16 protein-coding genes are annotated in these 18,876 nt (G+C 71.8%); 11 read left to right on the top strand and 5 right to left on the bottom strand.

Going from position 1 to position 18,876, the window contains the following annotated elements:
• The first annotated feature begins 2 nt into the window (after positions 1-2).
• Positions 3-884 carry a mycothiol synthase gene (gene mshD, locus IFT51_RS12030; RefSeq protein ID WP_371740783.1) on the top strand — a complete coding sequence of 294 codons (882 nt, stop codon included), beginning with the start codon at positions 3-5 and terminating at the stop codon, positions 882-884.
• 55 nt (positions 885-939) lie between these two features.
• Here mshD and IFT51_RS15210 read toward each other — a convergent pair whose 3' ends face one another.
• Genes IFT51_RS15210 through IFT51_RS12010 form a run of 3 tightly spaced genes read right to left on the bottom strand, consistent with a single transcriptional unit; the run spans position 940 to position 5,269 of the window.
• Complete coding sequence (locus IFT51_RS15210; RefSeq protein WP_371740782.1) at positions 940-2,907, bottom strand: glycosyltransferase; 1,968 nt, start codon at positions 2,905-2,907, stop codon at positions 940-942.
• Positions 2,904-4,103, bottom strand: coding sequence for a glycosyltransferase (locus IFT51_RS12015; protein ID WP_192061323.1), 1,200 nt, complete (start codon positions 4,101-4,103; stop codon positions 2,904-2,906). The genes IFT51_RS15210 and IFT51_RS12015 overlap by 4 nt, the downstream gene beginning before the upstream one ends.
• Positions 4,100-5,269: a glycosyltransferase gene (locus IFT51_RS12010; protein WP_192061322.1), complete on the bottom strand. Its 1,170-nt coding sequence runs from the start codon at positions 5,267-5,269 to the stop codon at positions 4,100-4,102. Before IFT51_RS12010 ends, IFT51_RS12015 begins: the two co-directional genes overlap by 4 nt.
• Before the next feature lie 159 nt (positions 5,270-5,428).
• Here IFT51_RS12010 and IFT51_RS12005 point away from each other — a divergent pair, with 159 nt between their 5' ends.
• The 10 genes from IFT51_RS12005 (at position 5,429) to pstB (ending at position 17,023) form a co-directional block, all read left to right on the top strand.
• Positions 5,429-6,505 carry a hypothetical protein gene (locus tag IFT51_RS12005; protein ID WP_192061321.1) on the top strand — a complete coding sequence of 359 codons (1,077 nt, stop codon included), beginning with the start codon at positions 5,429-5,431 and terminating at the stop codon, positions 6,503-6,505.
• Positions 6,502-7,803 (top strand): glycosyltransferase, encoded by a 1,302-nt coding sequence (locus IFT51_RS12000; protein WP_192061320.1) that lies wholly within the window; start codon positions 6,502-6,504, stop codon positions 7,801-7,803. Before IFT51_RS12005 ends, IFT51_RS12000 begins: the two co-directional genes overlap by 4 nt.
• 184 nt (positions 7,804-7,987) lie before the next feature.
• Entirely contained in the window at positions 7,988-8,206 is a 219-nt protein-coding gene (locus IFT51_RS11995) for a hypothetical protein (protein WP_192061319.1), read from the top strand.
• Positions 8,207-8,300: 94 nt separating this feature from the next.
• Positions 8,301-9,335, top strand: coding sequence for a DUF418 domain-containing protein (locus IFT51_RS11990; RefSeq protein ID WP_192061318.1), 1,035 nt, complete (start codon positions 8,301-8,303; stop codon positions 9,333-9,335).
• A gap of 99 nt (positions 9,336-9,434) precedes the next feature.
• Positions 9,435-11,603 carry an RNA degradosome polyphosphate kinase gene (locus IFT51_RS11985; RefSeq protein ID WP_192061317.1) on the top strand — a complete coding sequence of 723 codons (2,169 nt, stop codon included), beginning with the start codon at positions 9,435-9,437 and terminating at the stop codon, positions 11,601-11,603.
• On the top strand, positions 11,600-12,541 hold the full coding sequence (locus IFT51_RS11980; protein WP_192061316.1) for an NUDIX domain-containing protein: 942 nt from the start codon (positions 11,600-11,602) through the stop codon (positions 12,539-12,541). The genes IFT51_RS11985 and IFT51_RS11980 overlap by 4 nt, the downstream gene beginning before the upstream one ends.
• Positions 12,542-12,951: 410 nt before the next feature.
• Positions 12,952-14,046, top strand: a complete 1,095-nt coding sequence (locus tag IFT51_RS11975; protein WP_371740781.1) for a phosphate ABC transporter substrate-binding protein PstS — start codon at positions 12,952-12,954, stop codon at positions 14,044-14,046.
• Between the two features lie 108 nt (positions 14,047-14,154).
• The gene (gene pstC / locus IFT51_RS11970) at positions 14,155-15,117 is read left to right on the top strand and encodes a phosphate ABC transporter permease subunit PstC (protein ID WP_192061315.1); all 963 of its coding nucleotides are present in this window, start codon (positions 14,155-14,157) and stop codon (positions 15,115-15,117) included.
• Positions 15,117-16,220: a phosphate ABC transporter permease PstA gene (pstA, locus tag IFT51_RS11965; RefSeq protein ID WP_192061314.1), complete on the top strand. Its 1,104-nt coding sequence runs from the start codon at positions 15,117-15,119 to the stop codon at positions 16,218-16,220. The genes pstC and pstA overlap by 1 nt, the downstream gene beginning before the upstream one ends.
• A gap of 23 nt (positions 16,221-16,243) precedes the next feature.
• Positions 16,244-17,023, top strand: a complete 780-nt coding sequence (pstB, locus tag IFT51_RS11960; protein ID WP_192061313.1) for a phosphate ABC transporter ATP-binding protein PstB — start codon at positions 16,244-16,246, stop codon at positions 17,021-17,023.
• 110 nt (positions 17,024-17,133) lie between these two features.
• Here the strand turns inward: pstB and IFT51_RS11955 are convergent, their stop codons facing one another.
• Together IFT51_RS11955 and IFT51_RS11950 are read right to left on the bottom strand one after the other, a co-directional pair.
• The gene (locus IFT51_RS11955) at positions 17,134-18,012 is read right to left on the bottom strand and encodes an anti-sigma factor (RefSeq protein WP_192061312.1); all 879 of its coding nucleotides are present in this window, start codon (positions 18,010-18,012) and stop codon (positions 17,134-17,136) included.
• On the bottom strand, positions 18,009-18,602 hold the full coding sequence (locus IFT51_RS11950) for a sigma-70 family RNA polymerase sigma factor (RefSeq protein WP_192061311.1): 594 nt from the start codon (positions 18,600-18,602) through the stop codon (positions 18,009-18,011). The genes IFT51_RS11955 and IFT51_RS11950 overlap by 4 nt, the downstream gene beginning before the upstream one ends.
• Positions 18,603-18,876 lie beyond the last annotated feature (274 nt).

Here is an 18,876-nt window from a genome sequence, read left to right as displayed (position 1 = left end):
CCGTGAGCGATCCCGGCGGGTCGACCCGCGCCTCCTCGGCCGCCTTCGACGGAAGCGGTGCGGGCGGCACGGGCGGTGCGGGCCGGGTCGCCGACGTGCTGGCCCTGGCGTCCGCAGCCGCGACGACCGACGGGAGCCCCCCGTTCAACGACCAGTCGCTGGTCGAGCTGCGCTCGGGCGAGGCCCGGGTGCTGGGCGACGGCCAGGCGGCGGCGATCGTCCGGGAGGGCGAGGCCGAGCTCGCCGTGCACCCCGAGCACCGCGGCCGTGGTCTCGGTGCGCGGCTCGTGCAGACGGTGCTCGACGAGACGACCGGCCCGATCGCCTTCTGGGCCCACGGCGATCTGCCCGGCGCACGGGCGCTCGGCTCCCGCTTCGGCGCCGTCGAGACCCGCCGACTGCTGCAGCAGCGGGCCCCGGTGACCTCGCGCGCACCCCGTCTGTCGGACGGCGACCGCGTCGCCGCCTTCCGGCCCGGCGTCGACGACACGGCCTGGCTCGACCTCAACGCCCGCGCGTTCGCCGATCACCCCGAGCAGGGCTCGCTCGATCAGGGCGATCTCGACGCGCGCCGCGCCGACTCGTGGTTCGACGCCGACGACTTCGTGCTGCTCTGGCGCGGCGACGAGCTGATCGCGTTCTGCTGGCTCAAGGTCGAGACCGGCCAGCCGGGCGAGTTCTACGCGGTCGGGGTCTCCCCCGACCACCAGGGCGAGGGCCTGGGAGGCGCGGTGGTCGACGCCGGGATGGCCCGCCTCGCCGAGAGGGGCGTCGGCACGGCGGCTCTCTACGTCGAGGGTGACAACACGGCGGCGCTCCGCCTGTACGCGGCGCGCGGATTCACCGACCACGCGGTCGACGTGCAGTACACGCTCACGCGCTGAGCGGGTTCACGCGCCGAGCGGGCTCAAACGCTGCACGCTCATGCGCTGAGCGGACTCACGCGCCGGGCCGGGGCGAGCCGTCCCACTCGGGTACGCGCTCCCAGCCGTCGGCGACGCGCCGCACCGCTCCTCCGCGGGCGAAGGCCTCGAGCCAGCCCGTCATCGGCCACTCCCCCCACTGCTCGGCGAAGAGCCGCCCGTTGCGGAGCACGTCGTCGAGGTGCTGCCACGGGGGCGACGAGGTCGGGTGGTGCTGGTGGTACGCGTCGGCCCCGCCGACCCAGACGAGCGGCCGACCCGCCCGGCGGAACGCGAAGGCGAAGTCGGTGTCCTCGCCGCCGTAGCCGACGTAGCGCTCGTCGAAGCGCGGACCGGAGCGCCAGGCCCGTGCCGTGAGCGCGAATGAGAGCGACCAGAACAGGGCGTACTCGCCGTCGCCGGCCCGTGTCAGCAGCCCCGCAGGAGGCGCGGGTCGAGCCGCGTGCGGAGCGGTCAGCTCGGCGAGCACGGCCGGGTCGTCGACGTCGACGCCGGGCGCGAGGTAGGTGACGGGACCGCAGAGCACCGCGTCGGGTTCGGCGCGGGCGGCGTCGACGTAGCGGGAGACCAGCGAGGGCGAGGGCACGCAGTCGGCGTCGAGGAACACCACGAGGTCGGCGCCGAGCCCCACGGCGGCGTCGGCCCCGGCGTTGCGTGCGGCGGCGAGCCGGAAGCCCTCGGCGGCCGGCGGCATGTGCACCACGAGGTCGACGCCCAGATCGCTCGGGGCGGGCTCGTCGTCGAGCCAGACCACGACGGTGGACACCCGCGGAGTCGTCGACCGTGACGGGGCAGACGCGTCGGGTCCGGGCTCGGGTCCGGGCTCGGGCGACGCGGCATCGCGCACGACGGCCGCGAGCTGATGCCGCAGGTGGTCGAGCCGGGCGACCGAGCAGAGGGTGACGACGGCGACGTGCCGACCGGGCTGCTGCTCCGAACCGGCGACGCGCTCGATGACGTCGGCGGCCCGGCGGGCGGCTCCGGCCGTGCCCCACCGCGCCCAGTCGGGCTCGAGCTCGAGAGCGCGCGCGATGACCTCGGGCCACCGCTCGGCCGTCGGCCAGACCGGCTCGACGACGGCGAGCCCCGCGCGGTCGAGTGCGGTCGCGGTCGCGATCTGCTCGCCGAAGGGCCTCGTCTGCGGCACGACGATCGCACGGGCACCTGCGGCGGCGATGTCGGCGACGGCGTTCTGCCCCGCCCAGGTGACGACCACGTCGGCCCGGTTCAGGGCCGGCCACGGGTCGTCCACCACGACGGACGGCTGCCCGTCGACGCCGTCGACCCCGAGCACCGTCCAGTGCGTTCCCGGGGTGGCCGCGCGCGCCTCCTCGATGTCGTCGGCGGTGACGTCGTGTCCGCCGCCTCCGGCGAGGACGAGCACGCGGGTGCCGTCGGGTTCGGCCGCAGGCTCACGAGGTGCCGCGCGGCCGTCGTGCCGGCTGATGCCGCCGGTGCAGGCGACGAGGTCGCGATGGGCGGCGAGATGCGCCGGCTCCATGAGCTCGCGCGGCCAGGGGGCGACGATCGCGGCGGCGAGGCGTTCGATCAGGGCGTGCGGCTCGTCGTCGCGATCACCGGGCTGGGTGAACAGCACGACCGGGACGCCGAGGAGGCGCGCGAGCAGTCCGACCTCGACCGAGACGTCGACGACCATCGCGTCGATCCGCTCGCGGGCGACGGTCTCGGCGATCGCCGCGAGCCGGTCGCGATGACCCCGGTGACCGAGCGGCGCCCAGTGCAGCACGCCGTCCGCCGTCGGGTCGGCCCCGGCGGGGTCGAGCTCGCGCCCGGCATCGTCTATCTCGACCCCGGCGTCGGGCGGAAGGGTCGTCCAGCGGGTGTCCGCGGGCAGGTCGTCGGGCGCGGGGCGCGAGCTGAACACGACGACGTCGGCGTCGACCTGAGGGCGGACGGCCCGGAACCGTGCGACGTGCCCTCCCCCGTGATGATGCAGGTACCAGCCGACGACGGGTCGGGTCACGCGGCCTCCTCGGGCCGCTCGGCGTGCGACGCGTCAGACGCGTCCGACGTGTCGACCTCGAGAGCGTCGTGGTCGAGACCCTCGCGGCGGAGACCCTCGCGGCGCACCGTCGCGCGCAGCACCTCCTCGAGGCGGTCGACCCGGGCTCCGAGCGAGAAGCGCGCGATGGTGCTGGCGCGGATGTCGTCGCGACCTCCGGGCGTGCGCGACGCCTCGATGAGATCCCGCGCGGCGACGGCCAATGCGGCCGGGTCGCCCGGGGTGACGGTGGTGATCCCGACGGAACCGCGGGCGATCTCGGTGACCCCGCCCACGTCGTGCGCGGCGACGGGGGTGCCCGTCATGAGCGCCTCGGGCACGACGAGCCCGAACGGCTCAGCCCAGACCGGGGTCGTGAGCGAGCAGGCGCTCCGACCGACGAGCTCCGCCAGCTCGGCCTGCCCGAGAGGCCCGACGTAGGCGACCCGGTCGCCGAGCGCGGGGGCGACGAAGTGGTCGAAATAGGCCTGGTCGCCGATTCGACCGACGATCGTCAGAGGCAGGTCGAGGAGACGCGCGGCCTCGATCGCGAGATGGGTGCCCTTCTCGGGGACGAGACGTCCGAACCAGACGAGACCCGCGCCTCCCGGCCCCAGGGGCCAGAGCGACTCGTCGACGCCGTTCGGCAGCACGACCGAGTCGACGCCCGCGGCCGACCACTCGTCGGCCGTGTGGCGACTGACCGACAGGAACGTGCTGCGACCGCCCACCGACGCGCGGTCGGCGGCGAGCAGCTCGGGGATGACGGGCGTGTGCAGGGTCGAGACGACGGGGACTCCGAGCGATCCGGCACGCTCGAGCGGGAGACCGTGCAGGCAGTGGTTGACGACCACGTCGTAGTCGTCGGCGTGACGGCGGATGCGGTCGAGGGCCGCGTCGAGACGGGGCAGCGCGTCGTCGAGGTAACCAGCCGGGTAGGTGTCGTCGGCGGCGATCTCGCCCTCGGCCCACGCGACGGCGGGCATGACGTACTCGGCCGGGCCGCCGGTCATGAAGTCCGAGCCGCGCGGGGCGACGAGGTCGACATGGTGACCGCGTGAGCGGAGGGTCGCGACCTCGTTCCACAGAGCCGACTCGACGCCGCCGGCGTGCGGCTGTCGGATGGGGTACCGGAGTGGGGCGATGGTGGCGATGCGCAAGGGTCGTGGCGGTGTCACGCAGGGGTCCTCTCGGCGGGCGGGGCGGGTCGTCGGGCGGGCTGGATCGTGGGATCCGACGGTGCCGGCCGAGCTCGGGGACGCGCCAGGGCGGCGCGGTAGACGGCCAGGTGAGCGCGGACGACATCCCTGTCGACCCGGTCGCGTTCGGCCGATCGGGCAGTGATGATGTCACGTCGATGTGTCGTGCCGGGGCGGGCACCCGCCCGGAGCACCCCGTCGAGGGCGTCGGCGAGCGCCGAGCCGTCGGCGGCGAACCGGGCGGAGGCGACGGTGGGGTCGTCGTGCTGGTCGGCGTAGTGCCCCGTGTCGGGTGCGACGACGGGCACTCCGAGGTCCCAGCAGAGCTCGAGCCAGCCCGAGTGGGTGCCGTGCCGGTAGGGCAGCACGCAGGCGTCGAGGCGGGCGAGCCCTGCGGCGAGCGCGGTGTCGTCGAGGCGGTCGTGCTCGACGAGGACGACCGCGTCGGAGGCGGCGCAGAGGCGTCGGACCTCGTCGCGGGCGGCGGAGTCGCGGACGGAGCGGTGCAGGCGCACCTCGCCCGTGACGGCGTCCCCGCGGGCGCGGAGGAGGTCGAGGGCCGCGACGAGCGCCGTCGTGGCACCCGGTCCGTCGACGCCGGGCCGGAGGTCCTTCAGGTGCAGGCCGACGACCCGCCCGTCGGCGGCGAACCCGATGGGCGCGGTGTCGGCGGTGAAGTCGGAGCCGAGGAGGCGCGGGTGCGGCACGACGACGGCCTCGACTCCCCAGCGGCGCGCGATCTCGGCCGCGGCGCCCTCGGTCAGGGTCAGAACCGCGTCGACACGGGGCAAGAGGGCGTCGAGCTGGGCGACGTAGCGGCCCTGGTCGGCGTCGGCGAGCTGCGGGTGGTCGAGGTCGTGGACTGTCTGGACGACGGGCCAGCCGACGGCGTGGGCCGCGTCGACGGCGTCCACGAGGTGGGCGACGTCGAACGACTCGGTGCCGAAGTGGATGTGCAGCAGGTCGGCCTCGTCGGCGTGGGCGCGGATCCAGGCCGCGTCGAGCGCGACCGGGGGCCACCAGACGCCCGGCCCGGCGCCGTCGGGGCGCGGGTCGTCGTGGAGTGTGATCGCGTCGTCGGCGGTCACCCGACGCACGTAGGGGTGCGAGGCGGGGACGGCCACGACGCGCAAGGGGCGCGTCATGCTTCCTCCGCTTCTCGGCGCCCGAGCGTCGACGACGACTCGGGCCACCTGTGGAACGTACTCCCAGGGAGGCCGATCGGGTGCGTGCTGTCCGTCGTTCTCCACAGGGGCCTCGGCAGGCGCTCGGGCGGGGGTGCTGCCGCGTGTAACGTCCGACGCGTGCCCACCCCACTCTGCATCGTCGTCGGCCCGCCCTCTCACGGCGTGACGGCCTACGCGTCCGACGTCGCCGCTTCGCTGATCGAGGCCGACCCGGCTGTGCGGCGTCGCGACGTCGCGACGGCCGAGCTCGCCGAGACCCTCGTCGCCGACGAGCGCCCCGCCCGGGTCCATCTGCACGTGACCGACAAGCTGTTCGGGTCGAGTCTCGAAGACGCGGCCGACCGGATCGAACGACTGGCCGCCCTCACCTCGCTGACGGTGACCCTGCACGACCTCCCCCAGCCGTCGGACGGCGAGACCGCGGTGCACCGGCGCGCCGCCGCGTACCGTCGCATGGCGCGGGCCGCCCACGGCGTCGTCGTGAGCAGCGAGCACGAGCGGTCGCTGCTGGCCGAGCACGTCGACGACGCTCTCCCCCGCGTGCTGGTCGCCCCGCTCGGGACGCGACCCGGCGCGCCGTTCGCCTCGGCGGGGTCGGCGGGGTCGGGCGTGGATGCCGCATCCGCGCCTCCTGCGGTCGACCCGTCCGAGCTGCGCGTCGTCATCGCCGGCTACGTCTACCCGGGCAAGGGGCACGACGACGCGATCGCGGCCTGCGGCGACCTGGTGCGCCGGGGCGAGGCGGCATCGGCGACGGTCGTGGCCCTCGGCGGCCCGTCGGCCGGTCACGAGCGCGACGTCGAGGCGCTGGCGTCGGCCGCGACGGCGGTCGGCGTCCGCTTCGAGGTGACGGGGCGACTCGGAGACGAGGCCTACGCCGCCGCTTTCCACGCACCCGTCGTGCCCCTCGTGGCGCACCGCCACTGGTCGGCGTCCCGCTCGCTGCTCGACTGGGCCGAGCAGGGTCGCCGGGCCGTGGTCGCCGACACCCGGTACACCCGCGAGATGGACGCCCTCCGGCCCGGCAGCATCGCCCTGTACGACCCCGAGTCCGACGGCGCCCTGGCGGCCGCGCTGCTCGCCGCGCACCGCGACCCGCGGTCGACGGCGCTTCCGGCCGGCACCTCTCTGGCCCCCACCCTCGACGACACCGCCGCGGCGCACCTGGCGTGGTGGCGCGAGGTCGCCCCGTGACCGGCCCGACGCCCCGACCCGGGCGTGGGCGCGCCCTGCCGGGGAACCGCTGGGACCTCCTCGACGGGGTGACGCCACCCGCGCCTCCCTCGGTCACCGTCGTCGTGGCGCACTACCGGCAGCAGGCGCAGCTGGACCGCACGCTGCTCGCACTCGCCCGACAGACGCACCCGGCCTCCCGACTCGAGGTGGTGGTGGTCGACGACGGGTCGCCCGAGACGCCGCGCGTGCCCGACGGTGTGCGACTCGTCGTGCAGGAGGACCGCGGGTTCCGCCTCGCCGCCGCCCGCAACCTCGGCGCCTCGGTCGCCGACGGAGACGTGCTGTGCTTCCTCGACGCCGACACCGCGCCCGAGCCCGACTACGTGCGCGAGCTGACCCGCCTGCCCGCCCTCGCCTCGGACGTCGTCGCGGCCGGTCGCCGACGTCATGCGGCGCTCGATCGGGCCCCCGAGGAGGCACGGGTCGAGCAGGTCGCCCCCGCCCTCGAACTGGACGAGCCGGCCTGGCTCCGCCGCGCGTACGCCGACTCGCGAGATCTGCTCGACGCCGACGACCGCTCGTACCGCTTCGTGATCGGCGCGGTCACCGCCTGCTCGGCCGACCTGTTCGCCGACACCGGCGGCTACGACGAGGCGTTCACCCGCTACGGCGGCGAGGACTGGGAGTGGGCCTACCGCGCCTGGCTCGCGGGCGGTGTGCTGGCGCACGTGCCGTCGGCCGTGGCCTGGCACGACGGGCCGGAGTGGTCGGGCCGCGACCTGGCCGATCGACAACGGGCGAAGAACGCCGAGGCCCTGCTGCTCGCCGATCTCGTGCCCGCCCCCGGGTCCCGCGGCCGGGCGCTGCGCGGACCGCACGCCGACGTCGCCCTGCATGGTCCCCTCACGGGAGGCGAGGCGGCGCGGTTCGTCTGCCTGGACTCGATCCTGGCGGAGGTGCCCGAGGCGTCGGTCGTCGGGGCGCCGGTGGTCGGCGACGACGCCGGGCTGGCGATCGACGGCCGTCGGCTCGACCGGGTCAGGGTCGACGTGGTGGTCGCCGACGCGCCGGTGCGGGTGCGCGACGGCGAGCTGCGGCGGGCCGTCGCCGAGCTGGACGGACGCGGGCCCGGGGCGATCGTCTACGTCGACGACGAGGGCGCGACCCTCCTCACCGTCAGCTCCCGGCGAGCGGCGATCAGAGGTCGACGCTGGGGTTCGGACGCGCTGCACGAGACCGTCGAGCGCTGCAGCCCCTCCGTGGTGCGACTCGTCGACGAGCCCGACGTCGAGGGGTACGTCGGCGGCTGGGCCTAGCCCGGACAACGGGGCCCTCGCCCCGGCACGGGGTACAGAACGGGGTACAGATCGGGCTGCTGACGGGTGCGATGGCGCTTACTCCCCAGGGGGACGACGATCTGCCATGGCGCTCTCAGCGGCAGGGTGTGGATTGAGGTCGACCGGAACAGACCACGCCTCGACCGCAGCACAGGAGACCACCATGAACCCCGTCAAATTCGTCTCGGACCTCGGAGTCCAGAGCAAGCACGCCTACTGGGGCGGCTTCGCCTCCATCGTCATCGCGCTCGTCGCCTGGCTCGCCTCGCAGGGCAAGGACTCGTCCGACAAGGCGCAGTCCGACCGCTGGGGCATCTTCATCGGCCACTGGGCGCCCACGTTCTTCGCTCTCGGCCTCGCGCTGAAGCAGGAGGAGAAGTAAGCCCGAACACCCTCGTCCCATCGGACGACACCGCCCCGGCGATGTCATCCGGTGGGACGACGTCGTTCAGGAGGCCCGGTGCCAGAATCGTGGCATGTCTCATACTGGATCGTCTCTCGACTCCGTCACCGCGCCTCCCTCGCCACCGTCGTCGACCCGCTGGCGGCTCGTCGACACCATCCGGGGCTTCGCGCTCGCGGGCATCCTCCTGACCAACGTGGGGTCGCTGACGACGCTCGGCTACGGCCTCGAGGCCGGCGACTGGCGACCGAGCGTCGGCGCCACCGCCCTCGATCTGCTCGTCGAGTCGCGCTTCGTCCCGATCTTCTGCTTCCTCTTCGGCCTCAGCCTGCAGCTGATCGTGACGTCGGCGCGGCGCCGGGGCTCGTCGCCGTGGCCGCCGCTGCTGCTCCGACTCGGGGCCCTGTTCGGCATGGGCCTGCTGCACGCGCTCGTGTTCCCCGGCGACGTCCTGCGGATCTACGCCGTCGGCGGGCTGCTGATCCTCCCCCTCGCGATCCTCGCCCCCCGCGTGATCGTCGCCGTGGCGGGGGTCGTGCTGCTGGCGGCCGGCTTCGCCGTCGGCGGCGGGATGGCCACCGTGCCGGGCCTGCTGGCGCTCGGCTCGGCCTCGGCGTCGTTCGGGCTGCCCGCCGCCCTCGAGCGCGGCGGGCCACGCGTCGTCCGGGTGTTCGTCGTTTCAGCCCTGGTGGGTGCGGCCGGCGCCGCACTGCAGCTCCTCCTCGGCCCCGAGCTGTCGTACGGCTTCGTCGCGGAATCCGTGGGCATGGTCCTGTCCGTCGCGTACGTCACCGGGTTCGCGCTGCTCTGGCGCACGCCGGTGCGACGCGTCCTCGCCGCCGCCTTCGAGGCGCTGGGGCGCATGGCTCTGACGAACTACGTGTCGGCCTCGATCGTGATCGCGTCCGTCGTGGCGCTCGTCCCGGGCGTCGACGCATCGGAGCGATCGGACCCGACCCCCGGCCTGCTGCTGGCCCTCGGGCTGCTCGTCGTGCAGGCCGTGGCGAGCCGCCTCTGGCTGACCCGCCTGTCGTACGGGCCGGTCGAGTGGCTGTGGCGCACGATCACCTGGCGGTCGGTCGCGCGACTGCGGGGAGGCGCTCTCTGACACCCGCACCGCTCCTCCTCAGGGCGCCCGCCGGGCCTCGTCATCCACCGTTTACCTGAGCGGCGTCGCGAGGGGCCCGGGCGGTGGCACGATAGGACGATGGACAGCGAACCCCGAGTCGACGGCGCCGGCGTCACCCCCGACTTCCTCGACGACTTCGACGAGATCGTCAGCTTCGAAGACGGCACCCTCCCCGCCGAGCGGTACCTCGACCGTGAGCTCAGCTGGCTCTCGTTCAACCAGCGGGTGCTCGAGCTCGCCGAAGACCCGAGCACCCCCCTGCTCGAGCGGGCGAACTTCCTGGCGATCTTCGCGAGCAACCTCGACGAGTTCTTCATGGTCCGCGTGGCCGGTCTGAAGCGTCGCATCGCGACCGGGCTGGCGGTGCCGACCAACGTCGGCCGCGGTCCGAACGAGGTGCTGGCCGATATCAGCAACAAGGCGCACGAGCTGCAAGAGCGGCACGCGCGCGCGTTCCTGGACATCGTCAAGCCCGACCTCGACGAGGCCGGCATCCACGTCGAGAAGTGGTCCGACCTCGAAGAGGCCGACCGCGTGCGCATGCGCGAGATCTTCACCGAGCAGATCTTCCCCGTGCTGATGCCGCTCGCCGTCGACCCGGCGCACCCGTTCCCGTACATCTCGGGGCTGTCGCTCAACCTGTCCATTCGGGTCCGCAACCCGAAGACGATGCGACAGGAGTTCGCGCGCCTGAAGGTGCCGCAGATGCTGCCGCGCTTCGTCCAGCTCCCCGACGACGAATCCGGGCGCGTGCGGTTCATCCCCCTCGAAGACCTCATCGCGAACCACCTGCAAGACCTGTTCCCGGGCATGGAGGTCGTCGAGCACCATGTGTTCCGCGTCACCCGCAACGAAGACGTCGAGGTCGACGAAGACGAGTCGGAGAACCTCATCCAGGCCCTCGAACGCGAGCTGCTGCGTCGTCGCTTCGGGCCCCCGATCCGTCTCGAGATCACCGACGACATGGATCCCGTGACGCTCGAGCTGCTCGTGCGCGAGCTCGACGTGACCGATCAAGAGGTCTACAAGCTGCCCGCGCCGCTCGACCTCGCCGGGCTGTTCGAGATCACGAAGATGTCGCGCCCCGACCTCAAGTACCCGAAGCACCTGCCCACCACGGCCGTGCAGCTGCAGCCGACCGAGCCGAACATGAAGCCCGACATGTTCGCCAGCATCGCCCGCCAGGACATCCTCGTGCACCACCCGTACGAGTCGTTCGCGACGAGCGTCCAGGCGTTCCTCGAGCAGGCGGCCGCCGACCCCAACGTGCTGGCCATCAAGCAGACGCTGTACCGCACCAGCGGCGACTCGCCCATCATCGAGGCCCTGATCGACGCCGCCGAGTCGGGCAAGCAGGTGCTGGCGCTGGTCGAGGTCAAGGCCCGGTTCGACGAGCAGAACAACATCACCTGGGCCCGCAAGCTCGAGAAGGCCGGCGTGCACGTCGTCTACGGCCTCGTCGGCTTGAAGACGCACTGCAAGCTCGCCCTGGTCATCCGCCAGGAGAAGGGCACGCTCAAGCACTACACGCACATCGGCACGGGCAACTACAACCCGAAGACGAGCCGCATCTACGAAGACATGGGTCTCTTCACGTCCGACGACCAGGTCGGCAAAGACCTCACGCGTCTGTTCAACGAGCTCTCCGGCTACGCCATCGAGAAGAAGTTCAAGCGCCTGCTGGTCGCGCCGCGCTATCTCCGCCGCGGTCTGCTGAAGCAGATCCAGAACGAGATCGAGAACGCCCAGGCCGGTCGCCCGTCGGGCATCAAGATCAAGATCAACTCGATCGTCGACGAGCAGATCATCGACGCGCTCTACAAGGCCAGCCAGGCCGGGGTGCCGGTAGACGTCTGGGTGCGCGGCATCTGCACCATCAAGCCCGGGCAGCCCGGTCTGAGCGAGACCATCCGGGTCCGATCCATCCTCGGCCGCTACCTCGAGCACTCCAGGCTCTTCTGGTTCGCGAACGACGGCGACCCGCAGCTGTTCATCGGCAGTGCCGACATGATGCACCGCAACCTCGACCGCCGCGTCGAGGCGCTCGTCCGCCTCACCCAGCAGAACCACCTCGACGAGGTGGCGTCGCTGTTCGAGAGCGCCATGAGCGACGAGACCGCCTCGTGGTGGCTCGAGGCCGACGGCACGTGGACGCGGCACGCGCGCGACGAGTCGGGCCGCCCTCTGGTCGACCTGCAGAACGCGCTGATGAAGCAGATCAACCAGCGCAAGCGGAGCAGCCGGTGACCGTCGCCTCGACGACCGTCGTCGCCGCGGGCGCCGTGCTCTTCCGCTTCGTCGACGGCAAGGCCCGGGTGCTGCTGATCCACCGCGATCATCACGGCGACGTGTCGCTGCCCAAGGGCAAGGTCGACCCCGGCGAGTCGACGCCTCAGGCGGCCGTGCGCGAGATCCGGGAGGAGACCGGCTACCGGGTCGCCCTCGGCGCCCCCCTCGGGCACGTCGAGTACGTCATGCCCGGCGGCCGCGACAAGATCGTGCACTACTGGGCCGCCGAGGTCACCGACGAGGCCTTCGTCGCCGCCGGCGAGTTCACGCCCAACAGCGAGGTCGGCGCCATCGAGTGGGTCGGCATCGACAAGGCCCGCGCGAAGCTGACCTACGAGCGCGACGCCGACGTGCTCGCGCGATTCGCCGACCGCGTCGCGGCGAAGAACGCCCGCACCTTCGCCCTCGTCGCCCTGCGTCATGCCAAGACGACCGCCCCCGGCGACTGGAGCGGCTCGGACGCCACGCGACCGCTGCTCCCCGCCGGTCGACGGCAGGCCAAGTCGATCGCCCCCGGGATCGCCGCCTGGTCACCGCAGCGGATCGTCAGCAGCACGGCCGCCCGCTGCCTCGCCACGCTCGAGCCCCTCTCGGCGCTCACCCGCGTCGGCGTCAAGCAGACCGACGCCATCAGCCAGGACTCGTTCGAGAACGGTTCCGACGACGTCGCGAGCGTCGTCGCTAAGCGTCTCAAGAAGCGCACCAGTGCGGTGCTCTGCAGCCACGGTCCCGTGCTGCCCGAGCTGATCCGTCAGATCGCGCTCGCGACCAAGGGGGGCGAACGGCTCGATCTGCGCCGCGCCTCCTCGTTGTCGCCGGGCGAGTACACGGTGCTGCACGTGTCGACCACCGACGCCTCGCTGGTCGCCGTCGAGACGCACGGCCCGCTCGCCTGACGCGGCGCCGCCCGGCCCGCGCGCGGCGCCGCCCTGCCCACGCGCGGCGCCCGACGACTGTGCAAATCGCGACCGCGCCCGCCCCTGCGCACATCGCGACCGCGCCCCGCGTGCAGATCGCGACCGCGCGGACGGCTGCAGCCGTGCCGAACCCGACCGAACGGCCGCGGCACGCCGCTCATCTTCGTCGAAACACCCCGTTCCGCCCCAGATCCGTCGCGATTCGCACACCAACACCCTGGCGCGCGGAACGCGTCGGAGCGCCGCCGCGGACGGCTCCGATGTTCCCCGCCCGTTTACCTGCCGTTCACCGAGACGGGCGACCGTGGTTAACCCGTCGACGTAGCGTCTCGCAGGGGCCGGAACCCGGTCTCAGAACACAGTCGTCACCACCCGAGAAGGAATCACACTTGAATTTCAAGCGCACCGGCAGCCTCGTCGCCATCGCCGCAGTCGGCACCATGCTCCTCGCCTCCTGCGCCACGAACGAAGGCGGCTCGTCCGGCTCCTCCGAGGGCGGCTCCGACCTCTCCGGCACGATCTCCGGCATCGGCGCCTCGTCGCAGCAGGCTGCGCAGGAGTCCTGGGTCGCCGGTTACCAGACGGCCAACGAGGGCGTCACGGTCAACTACGACCCCCAGGGTTCGGGTGGCGGGCGCGAGAGCTTCATCTCCGGTGCGGCCGCCTTCGCCGGCTCGGACCGTGCGTTCACCACCGACGAGATCTCGTCGAGCACCTTCGCCGGTTGCACGCCCGACACCGGCATCGTCGAGCTGCCCGCCTACGTCTCGCCCATCGCGGTCGTCTTCAACCTCGACGGCATCACCGAGCTGAACCTGTCGCCCGCCACGATCGCCGGCATCTTCAACCTCTCGATCACCACGTGGGACGCCGACGAGATCGCCGCCGACAACCCCGGCGTCGACCTGCCCAGCACGCCGATCACGGCCGTGCACCGCGCCGACGACTCGGGCACCACCGAGAACTTCACCGACTACCTCAACAAGACCGCCCCCGACGTGTGGACGGCCGAGGCGGACGGCGTCTGGCCGACGAAGGACGGCGAGGGCGCCACCGGCACCTCGGGTGTCATCGACGCGGTCACCAACGGCACCGGCACCATCGGCTACGCCGACGCCTCGCGCGCCGGTGACCTCGGTGTCGCCAAGGTCAAGGTCGGCGACGAGTTCGTCGGCTACTCGCCCGAGGCCGCCGCGGCCATCGTCGACGCCTCCCCCGAGGAGGAGGGCCGCACCGAGGGCGACATCGCCATCGAGATCGACCGCACCACCGATGCAGCCGGCGTCTACCCGATCGTCCTCGTCAGCTACCTGATCGCGTGCGAGTCCTACGAGGACGCCGCGCAGGGCGAGCTGGTCAAGTCGTACCTGAGCTACGTCACGAGCGACGAGGGCCAGCAGGTCGCGGCCGAGGCCGCCGGCTCGGCTCCGATCTCGAGCGAGCTCTCGACCCAGGTCGCCGCCGCGATCGAGCTGATCAAGTAACGACCCGCACCACACGACAGGCCCGGGGGCGCACCGCGTGCGTTCCCGGGCCGTCTGCCTGAATCGCCCCGCTCGACTCGAACACCGATCACCCGGAGGATCCGTCCGATGACCGCCCCCGCTACGACCTCGGCGCCGCCCCAGGCGCCAAAACCCCGGCGTCGTCCCGCCGATCGGATCTTCGCGGGCAGCACGATCGTCGCCGGCGGGCTGATCCTCGCGATCCTCGCCGCGGTCGCGCTGTTCCTCGTCGTCCAGAGCATCCCGGCGCTCACCGCGAACGCCGACGACATCTCGCTCTCGGGGTTCCCCGACTCGTTCTTCCAGTACGTCGGCCCCCTCGCGTTCGGAACGGTCTACGCGGCTGCCCTCGCCCTGCTCATGGCGTTGCCCGTCGCCATCGGCATCGCGCTCTTCATCTCGCACTACGCGCCCCGCCGCCTCGCGCAGGGTCTCGGCTACATCATCGACCTGCTGGCCGCCGTGCCGTCGGTCGTGTTCGGCCTCTGGGGCAGCATCGTCCTCGCCCCCGCGATCCAGCCGTTCTACACCTGGCTGGTCGACACCTTCGGGTGGATCCCGATCTTCGCCGGCCCGGTGTCGGGCACGGGGCGGACGCTGCTCACCGCCTCCATCGTCCTCGCCGTGATGATCCTGCCGATCATCACCGCCCTCAGCCGTGAGGTGTTCCTCCAGACGCCCGTGCTGCACGAAGAGGCCGCGCTGGCCCTCGGCGCCACGCGCTTCGAGATGATCCAGATCGCCGTCCTGCCGTTCGGCCGCCCCGGCATCATCTCCGCCGCCATGCTCGGTCTCGGGCGCGCCCTGGGCGAGACGATGGCCGTGGCCCTCGTGCTGTCGCCGGCGCTCGTCATCAACCCCGCGATCCTCACGTCCACCAACTCGTCGACCATCGCCGCGAACATCGCGCTGAGGTTCCCCGAGGCGCACGACATCGGCATCAACACCCTGATCGCGACCGGCCTCGTGCTGTTCGTCATCACGCTGATCGTCAACTCGATCGCCCGCTTCGTCATCAACCGCCGCAAGGCCTTCTCGGGAGCGAACTGATGGCCACGACCACCCCCACCACGAGCGGCGTGCGTCGCGAGAGCCAGGCCGTCAACACCCTGACGACCGGACGCCTGCCCAAGGGCGCCCCCGTCATCATCCTCATCGGCAGCTGGATCATCATGGGCGTCGTCTTCGCCCTGCTGCAGGCCGCCGGGGTCACCGAGGGCTTCAACTGGGTGCCAGCGCTCATCCTCGGCACCGTCCTCTACGCGGCTCTGGTCTTCGTGGTCGCCATGCAGGTCGAGGGCATCCGCCGCGCGAAGGACCGCGTCGTCACGACCCTGGTCGGGTCGGCGTTCATCATCGCCCTCATCCCGCTCGTCTCGCTGCTGATCACGGTCGTCACCGCCGGCTCCGGTCGCTTCGACGGCGACTTCTTCACCCAGTCGATGCGCAACGTCGTCGGCGCAGGAGGCGGTGGCCTGCACGCGATCGTGGGCACCGTTCTGATGACCGCGTTCGCCGCGGTGATCTCGGTGCCGATCGGCCTGCTGACCGCGATCTACCTCGTCGAGTACGGCACGGGCCGTCTGGCCAGGGCGATCACGTTCTTCGTCGACGTCATGACGGGCATCCCCTCGATCGTCGCGGGTCTGTTCGCCTACGCCCTGTTCGTCATCTTCTTCGGCGAGGGCGTCCGCATGGGCGCCGCCGGCTCCGTCGCCCTGGCCGTGCTGATGATCCCCGTGGTGGTCCGCAGCACGGAGGAGATGCTGAAACTCGTGCCGAACGAGCTGCGCGAGGCGGCGTACGCGCTCGGCGTGCCGAAGTGGCTGACCATCCTCAAGGTGGTCCTCCCCACGTCGATCGCCGGCATCACGACCGGTGTCATGCTCGCCATCGCGCGCATCATCGGCGAGACCGCCCCGCTGCTGATCACCGCCGGCTTCACCGCGAGCATGAACTACAACCTGTTCGACGGCCGCATGCAGTCGCTGCCGGTCTTCGCCTACAGCTCCTACGTGAGCCAGGGCACCGACGCGGCCGCCTACATCGACCGTGCGTGGACCTCGGCCCTCACCCTCATCCTGATCGTCATGGCGCTGAACCTGCTCGCCCGTCTGATCGCCCGAATCTTCGCACCCAAGCTCGGCCGCTAGGCCAGGAACCACCCGGAGGAACCATGTCCAAGCGCATCGAGGTCCGTGACCTCAACGTCTTCTACAGCAAGTTCAAGGCCGTCGAAGACGTCAACATCACCATCGAGCCCCGCACCGTCACGGCCTTCATCGGCCCCTCCGGCTGCGGCAAGTCGACCTTCCTCCGCACGCTGAACCGCATGCACGAGGTGATCCCCGGGGCGTACGTCGACGGCGAGGTCCTGATCGACGGCAACGACCTCTACAGCCCCGGCGTCGACCCGGTGCTCGTCCGTCGTCAGGTCGGCATGGTCTTCCAGCGCCCGAACCCGTTCCCGACGATGAGCATCCGCGACAACGTGCTCGCCGGTGTGAAGCTCAACAACCGCCGCATGTCGAAGAGCGACCAGGACGGCCTGGTCGAGAAGTCGCTGCAGGGCGCCAACCTCTGGAACGAGGTCAAGGACCGCCTCGACAAGCCCGGCTCGGGTCTGTCGGGCGGGCAGCAGCAGCGTCTCTGCATCGCCCGCGCGATCGCGGTCTCGCCCGACGTCGTGCTGATGGACGAGCCCTGCTCGGCCCTCGACCCGATCTCGACGCTCGCCATCGAGGACCTCATCGAGGAGCTGAAGCAGGAGTACACGATCGTGATCGTGACCCACAACATGCAGCAGGCCAGCCGCGTCAGCGACAAGACGGCGTTCTTCAACATCGCCGGCACGGGCAAGCCGGGCAAGCTCATCGAGTACGACGACACGGCCACGATGTTCTCGAAGCCGAGCGTTCAGGCGACGGAGGACTACGTCTCGGGCCGCTTCGGTTGATCGAGCCCTCGGGCCGGTCCGGGCCCCGTCCGGTCTAGAACCCCGGAGAGCCGAGGAGGCGCCCCACCAGCAGGTGGGGCGCCTCTCGTCGTTCTCGTGGTCGCGTCGCGTCAGGCGCTCGGCAGGGCCACGATCGGCTCGGTGGTCGGCTGGTCGGAGCCGCCGGCCGGCTCGATCGTGACGCCGACGACGTCGCCGGGCGACATCTCGCCCTTGAGCACCTGCGTGACGGCCGAGTCGGTCGTCGTGTCGAACGTGCCCGCCGGGATGGGGCCGTCGTCGCCGATGTACCAGAGCTCGTAGGTGCGGTCGCCGGGCAGCGACTCGAGGCCGTCGGCGACGATCGCGCTGCGCTGCAGCTCGTTCGACCAGACGAGCGTGGCCGTCCCGCCCGTGCTGACCTCGGCCACCGTGCGCTGGAAGTCGGACGCGGCGTAGATCTCGTCGAGAGCCGAAGCCGTCGCCTCCTGCGACTGACCCGGGCCGCTGACTGCGGAGATCACGGCGCCTCCGCCGAAGAACAGACCGGCGGCTGCTGCAGCAGCGCCGAGGATCGCGGCGGGGCGGGTGAACCAACGACGCTCGGCGGCACCGGTCGGACGCAGGATGCGCGCCTCGGTCTCGGTGGGCTCCATCTCGGGGACGGGCCGACGCTGGGGGGCGACGCGCTCGTGCTCGTCACCCGCGCCTCCGGCGGTCTCGGCCTCGGGCTGCCGCAGCGGCGGCAGCTGGGGTGTGCGGGCGATCTTCTCCATCAGCGAGCTCCGCAGCTCGGCCGAGGGTGCCACCGGCTGTGCCGCGTGAGCGAGCAACAGTGCTGTCTCGCGCAAATCGGCCACTTCTCTCTGCAGATCGGGTGAGCCGTCGAGGAGTCCCTCGAAGGCGTGTCGCTCGTCGTCGCCGAGGGCGTCGAGCACGTACGCGCCGGAGAGGTTCTCCGTCGCTTCGCCGACACCATCGGTGCCGGTGGGTTCGTTGCGGTCGTTCACGAGGCAACCCCCATTTCGTCGCGAAGTCGGATCATTCCGTCGCGGAGTCGTGTTTTGACGGTGCCGATCGGCACCCCCAGCATGGTGGCCACCTCACTGTGGCTGTAGCCGCCGTAGTAGGCCAGTTGGACCGCCTGGCGTTGGAGCTCGGTCAATCGGGCCAGAGCCCGTTCGACGCGCTCGTGCTCGATGCGGATCTCGACCGACTCGGTGACCGAGTCGTATTCGGGAGCCATGTCGCGGACGCCGATGCGGAGGTCGCGGTCACGACCGGCCTGCGAGGCGCGGACGCGATCCACCGCCCGCCGGTGAGCCATGGTGAGCATCCAGCTCGCGGCGCTGCCGCGCGTGGTGTCGAAGCGCGACGCCGTCTGCCAGATCTCGAGGAACACCTCTTGGGCGACCTCTTCCGATTGCGAGTGGTCTTTCAGGAGGCGCTTGATCAGACCCAGCACCCGTGGCGCAGTCTGGTCGTACAGCTCTCCGAATGCGACCTGGTCGCCGCCGGCGACCCTGTGCAGCAGCTCGTCGGGGGACGACGGTTGCGCCGCGTCGGGCATCTCGGTCTCTCGGGTCACGAGCTTCAGCATGTCAGGGTTCACCTCCGTGCGCTTCTCAGGGGCCTGTTCACGAGAAGATCGTGACGGCCGCGTCGGGTCGTGCAGGACGCTTCGCGCCTGCGATTGTGGACAGCACGTCGGGTGACGTGGAGTGTGTCCGCTCCCTCCGCGAGGCGCACCGCCTGGGATGGTAAACACGCCGAGGGCCTCGTGGAGGAAGCGGACCGCTGACCCCGGTCTTAGGGAGACCGGAACCGGCGGAGGAGCTTTCGCTCTCACACAATTGGTTCGGCACGAGCTCGCA

Source organism: Frigoribacterium sp. CFBP 13712, assembly GCF_014842255.1.
Taxonomy (GTDB): Bacteria; Actinomycetota; Actinomycetes; order Actinomycetales; family Microbacteriaceae; genus Frigoribacterium.
The sequence above is the reverse complement of the archived record's forward strand: the minus strand, read 5'-3'. Positions and strand labels throughout refer to the sequence as shown.

Coding starts and splice junctions, on each gene's coding strand:
- pstC (WP_192061315.1), top strand. CDS start 14,155: ATGACCGCCCCCGCTACGACCTCGGCGCCGCCCCAGGCGCCAAAACCC.
- IFT51_RS11950 (WP_192061311.1), bottom strand. CDS start 18,602: ATGCTGAAGCTCGTGACCCGAGAGACCGAGATGCCCGACGCGGCGCAA.
- IFT51_RS11990 (WP_192061318.1), top strand. CDS start 8,301: ATGTCTCATACTGGATCGTCTCTCGACTCCGTCACCGCGCCTCCCTCG.
- IFT51_RS12010 (WP_192061322.1), bottom strand. CDS start 5,269: ATGACGCGCCCCTTGCGCGTCGTGGCCGTCCCCGCCTCGCACCCCTAC.
- IFT51_RS11995 (WP_192061319.1), top strand. CDS start 7,988: ATGAACCCCGTCAAATTCGTCTCGGACCTCGGAGTCCAGAGCAAGCAC.
- IFT51_RS11985 (WP_192061317.1), top strand. CDS start 9,435: ATGGACAGCGAACCCCGAGTCGACGGCGCCGGCGTCACCCCCGACTTC.
- pstA (WP_192061314.1), top strand. CDS start 15,117: ATGGCCACGACCACCCCCACCACGAGCGGCGTGCGTCGCGAGAGCCAG.
- pstB (WP_192061313.1), top strand. CDS start 16,244: ATGTCCAAGCGCATCGAGGTCCGTGACCTCAACGTCTTCTACAGCAAG.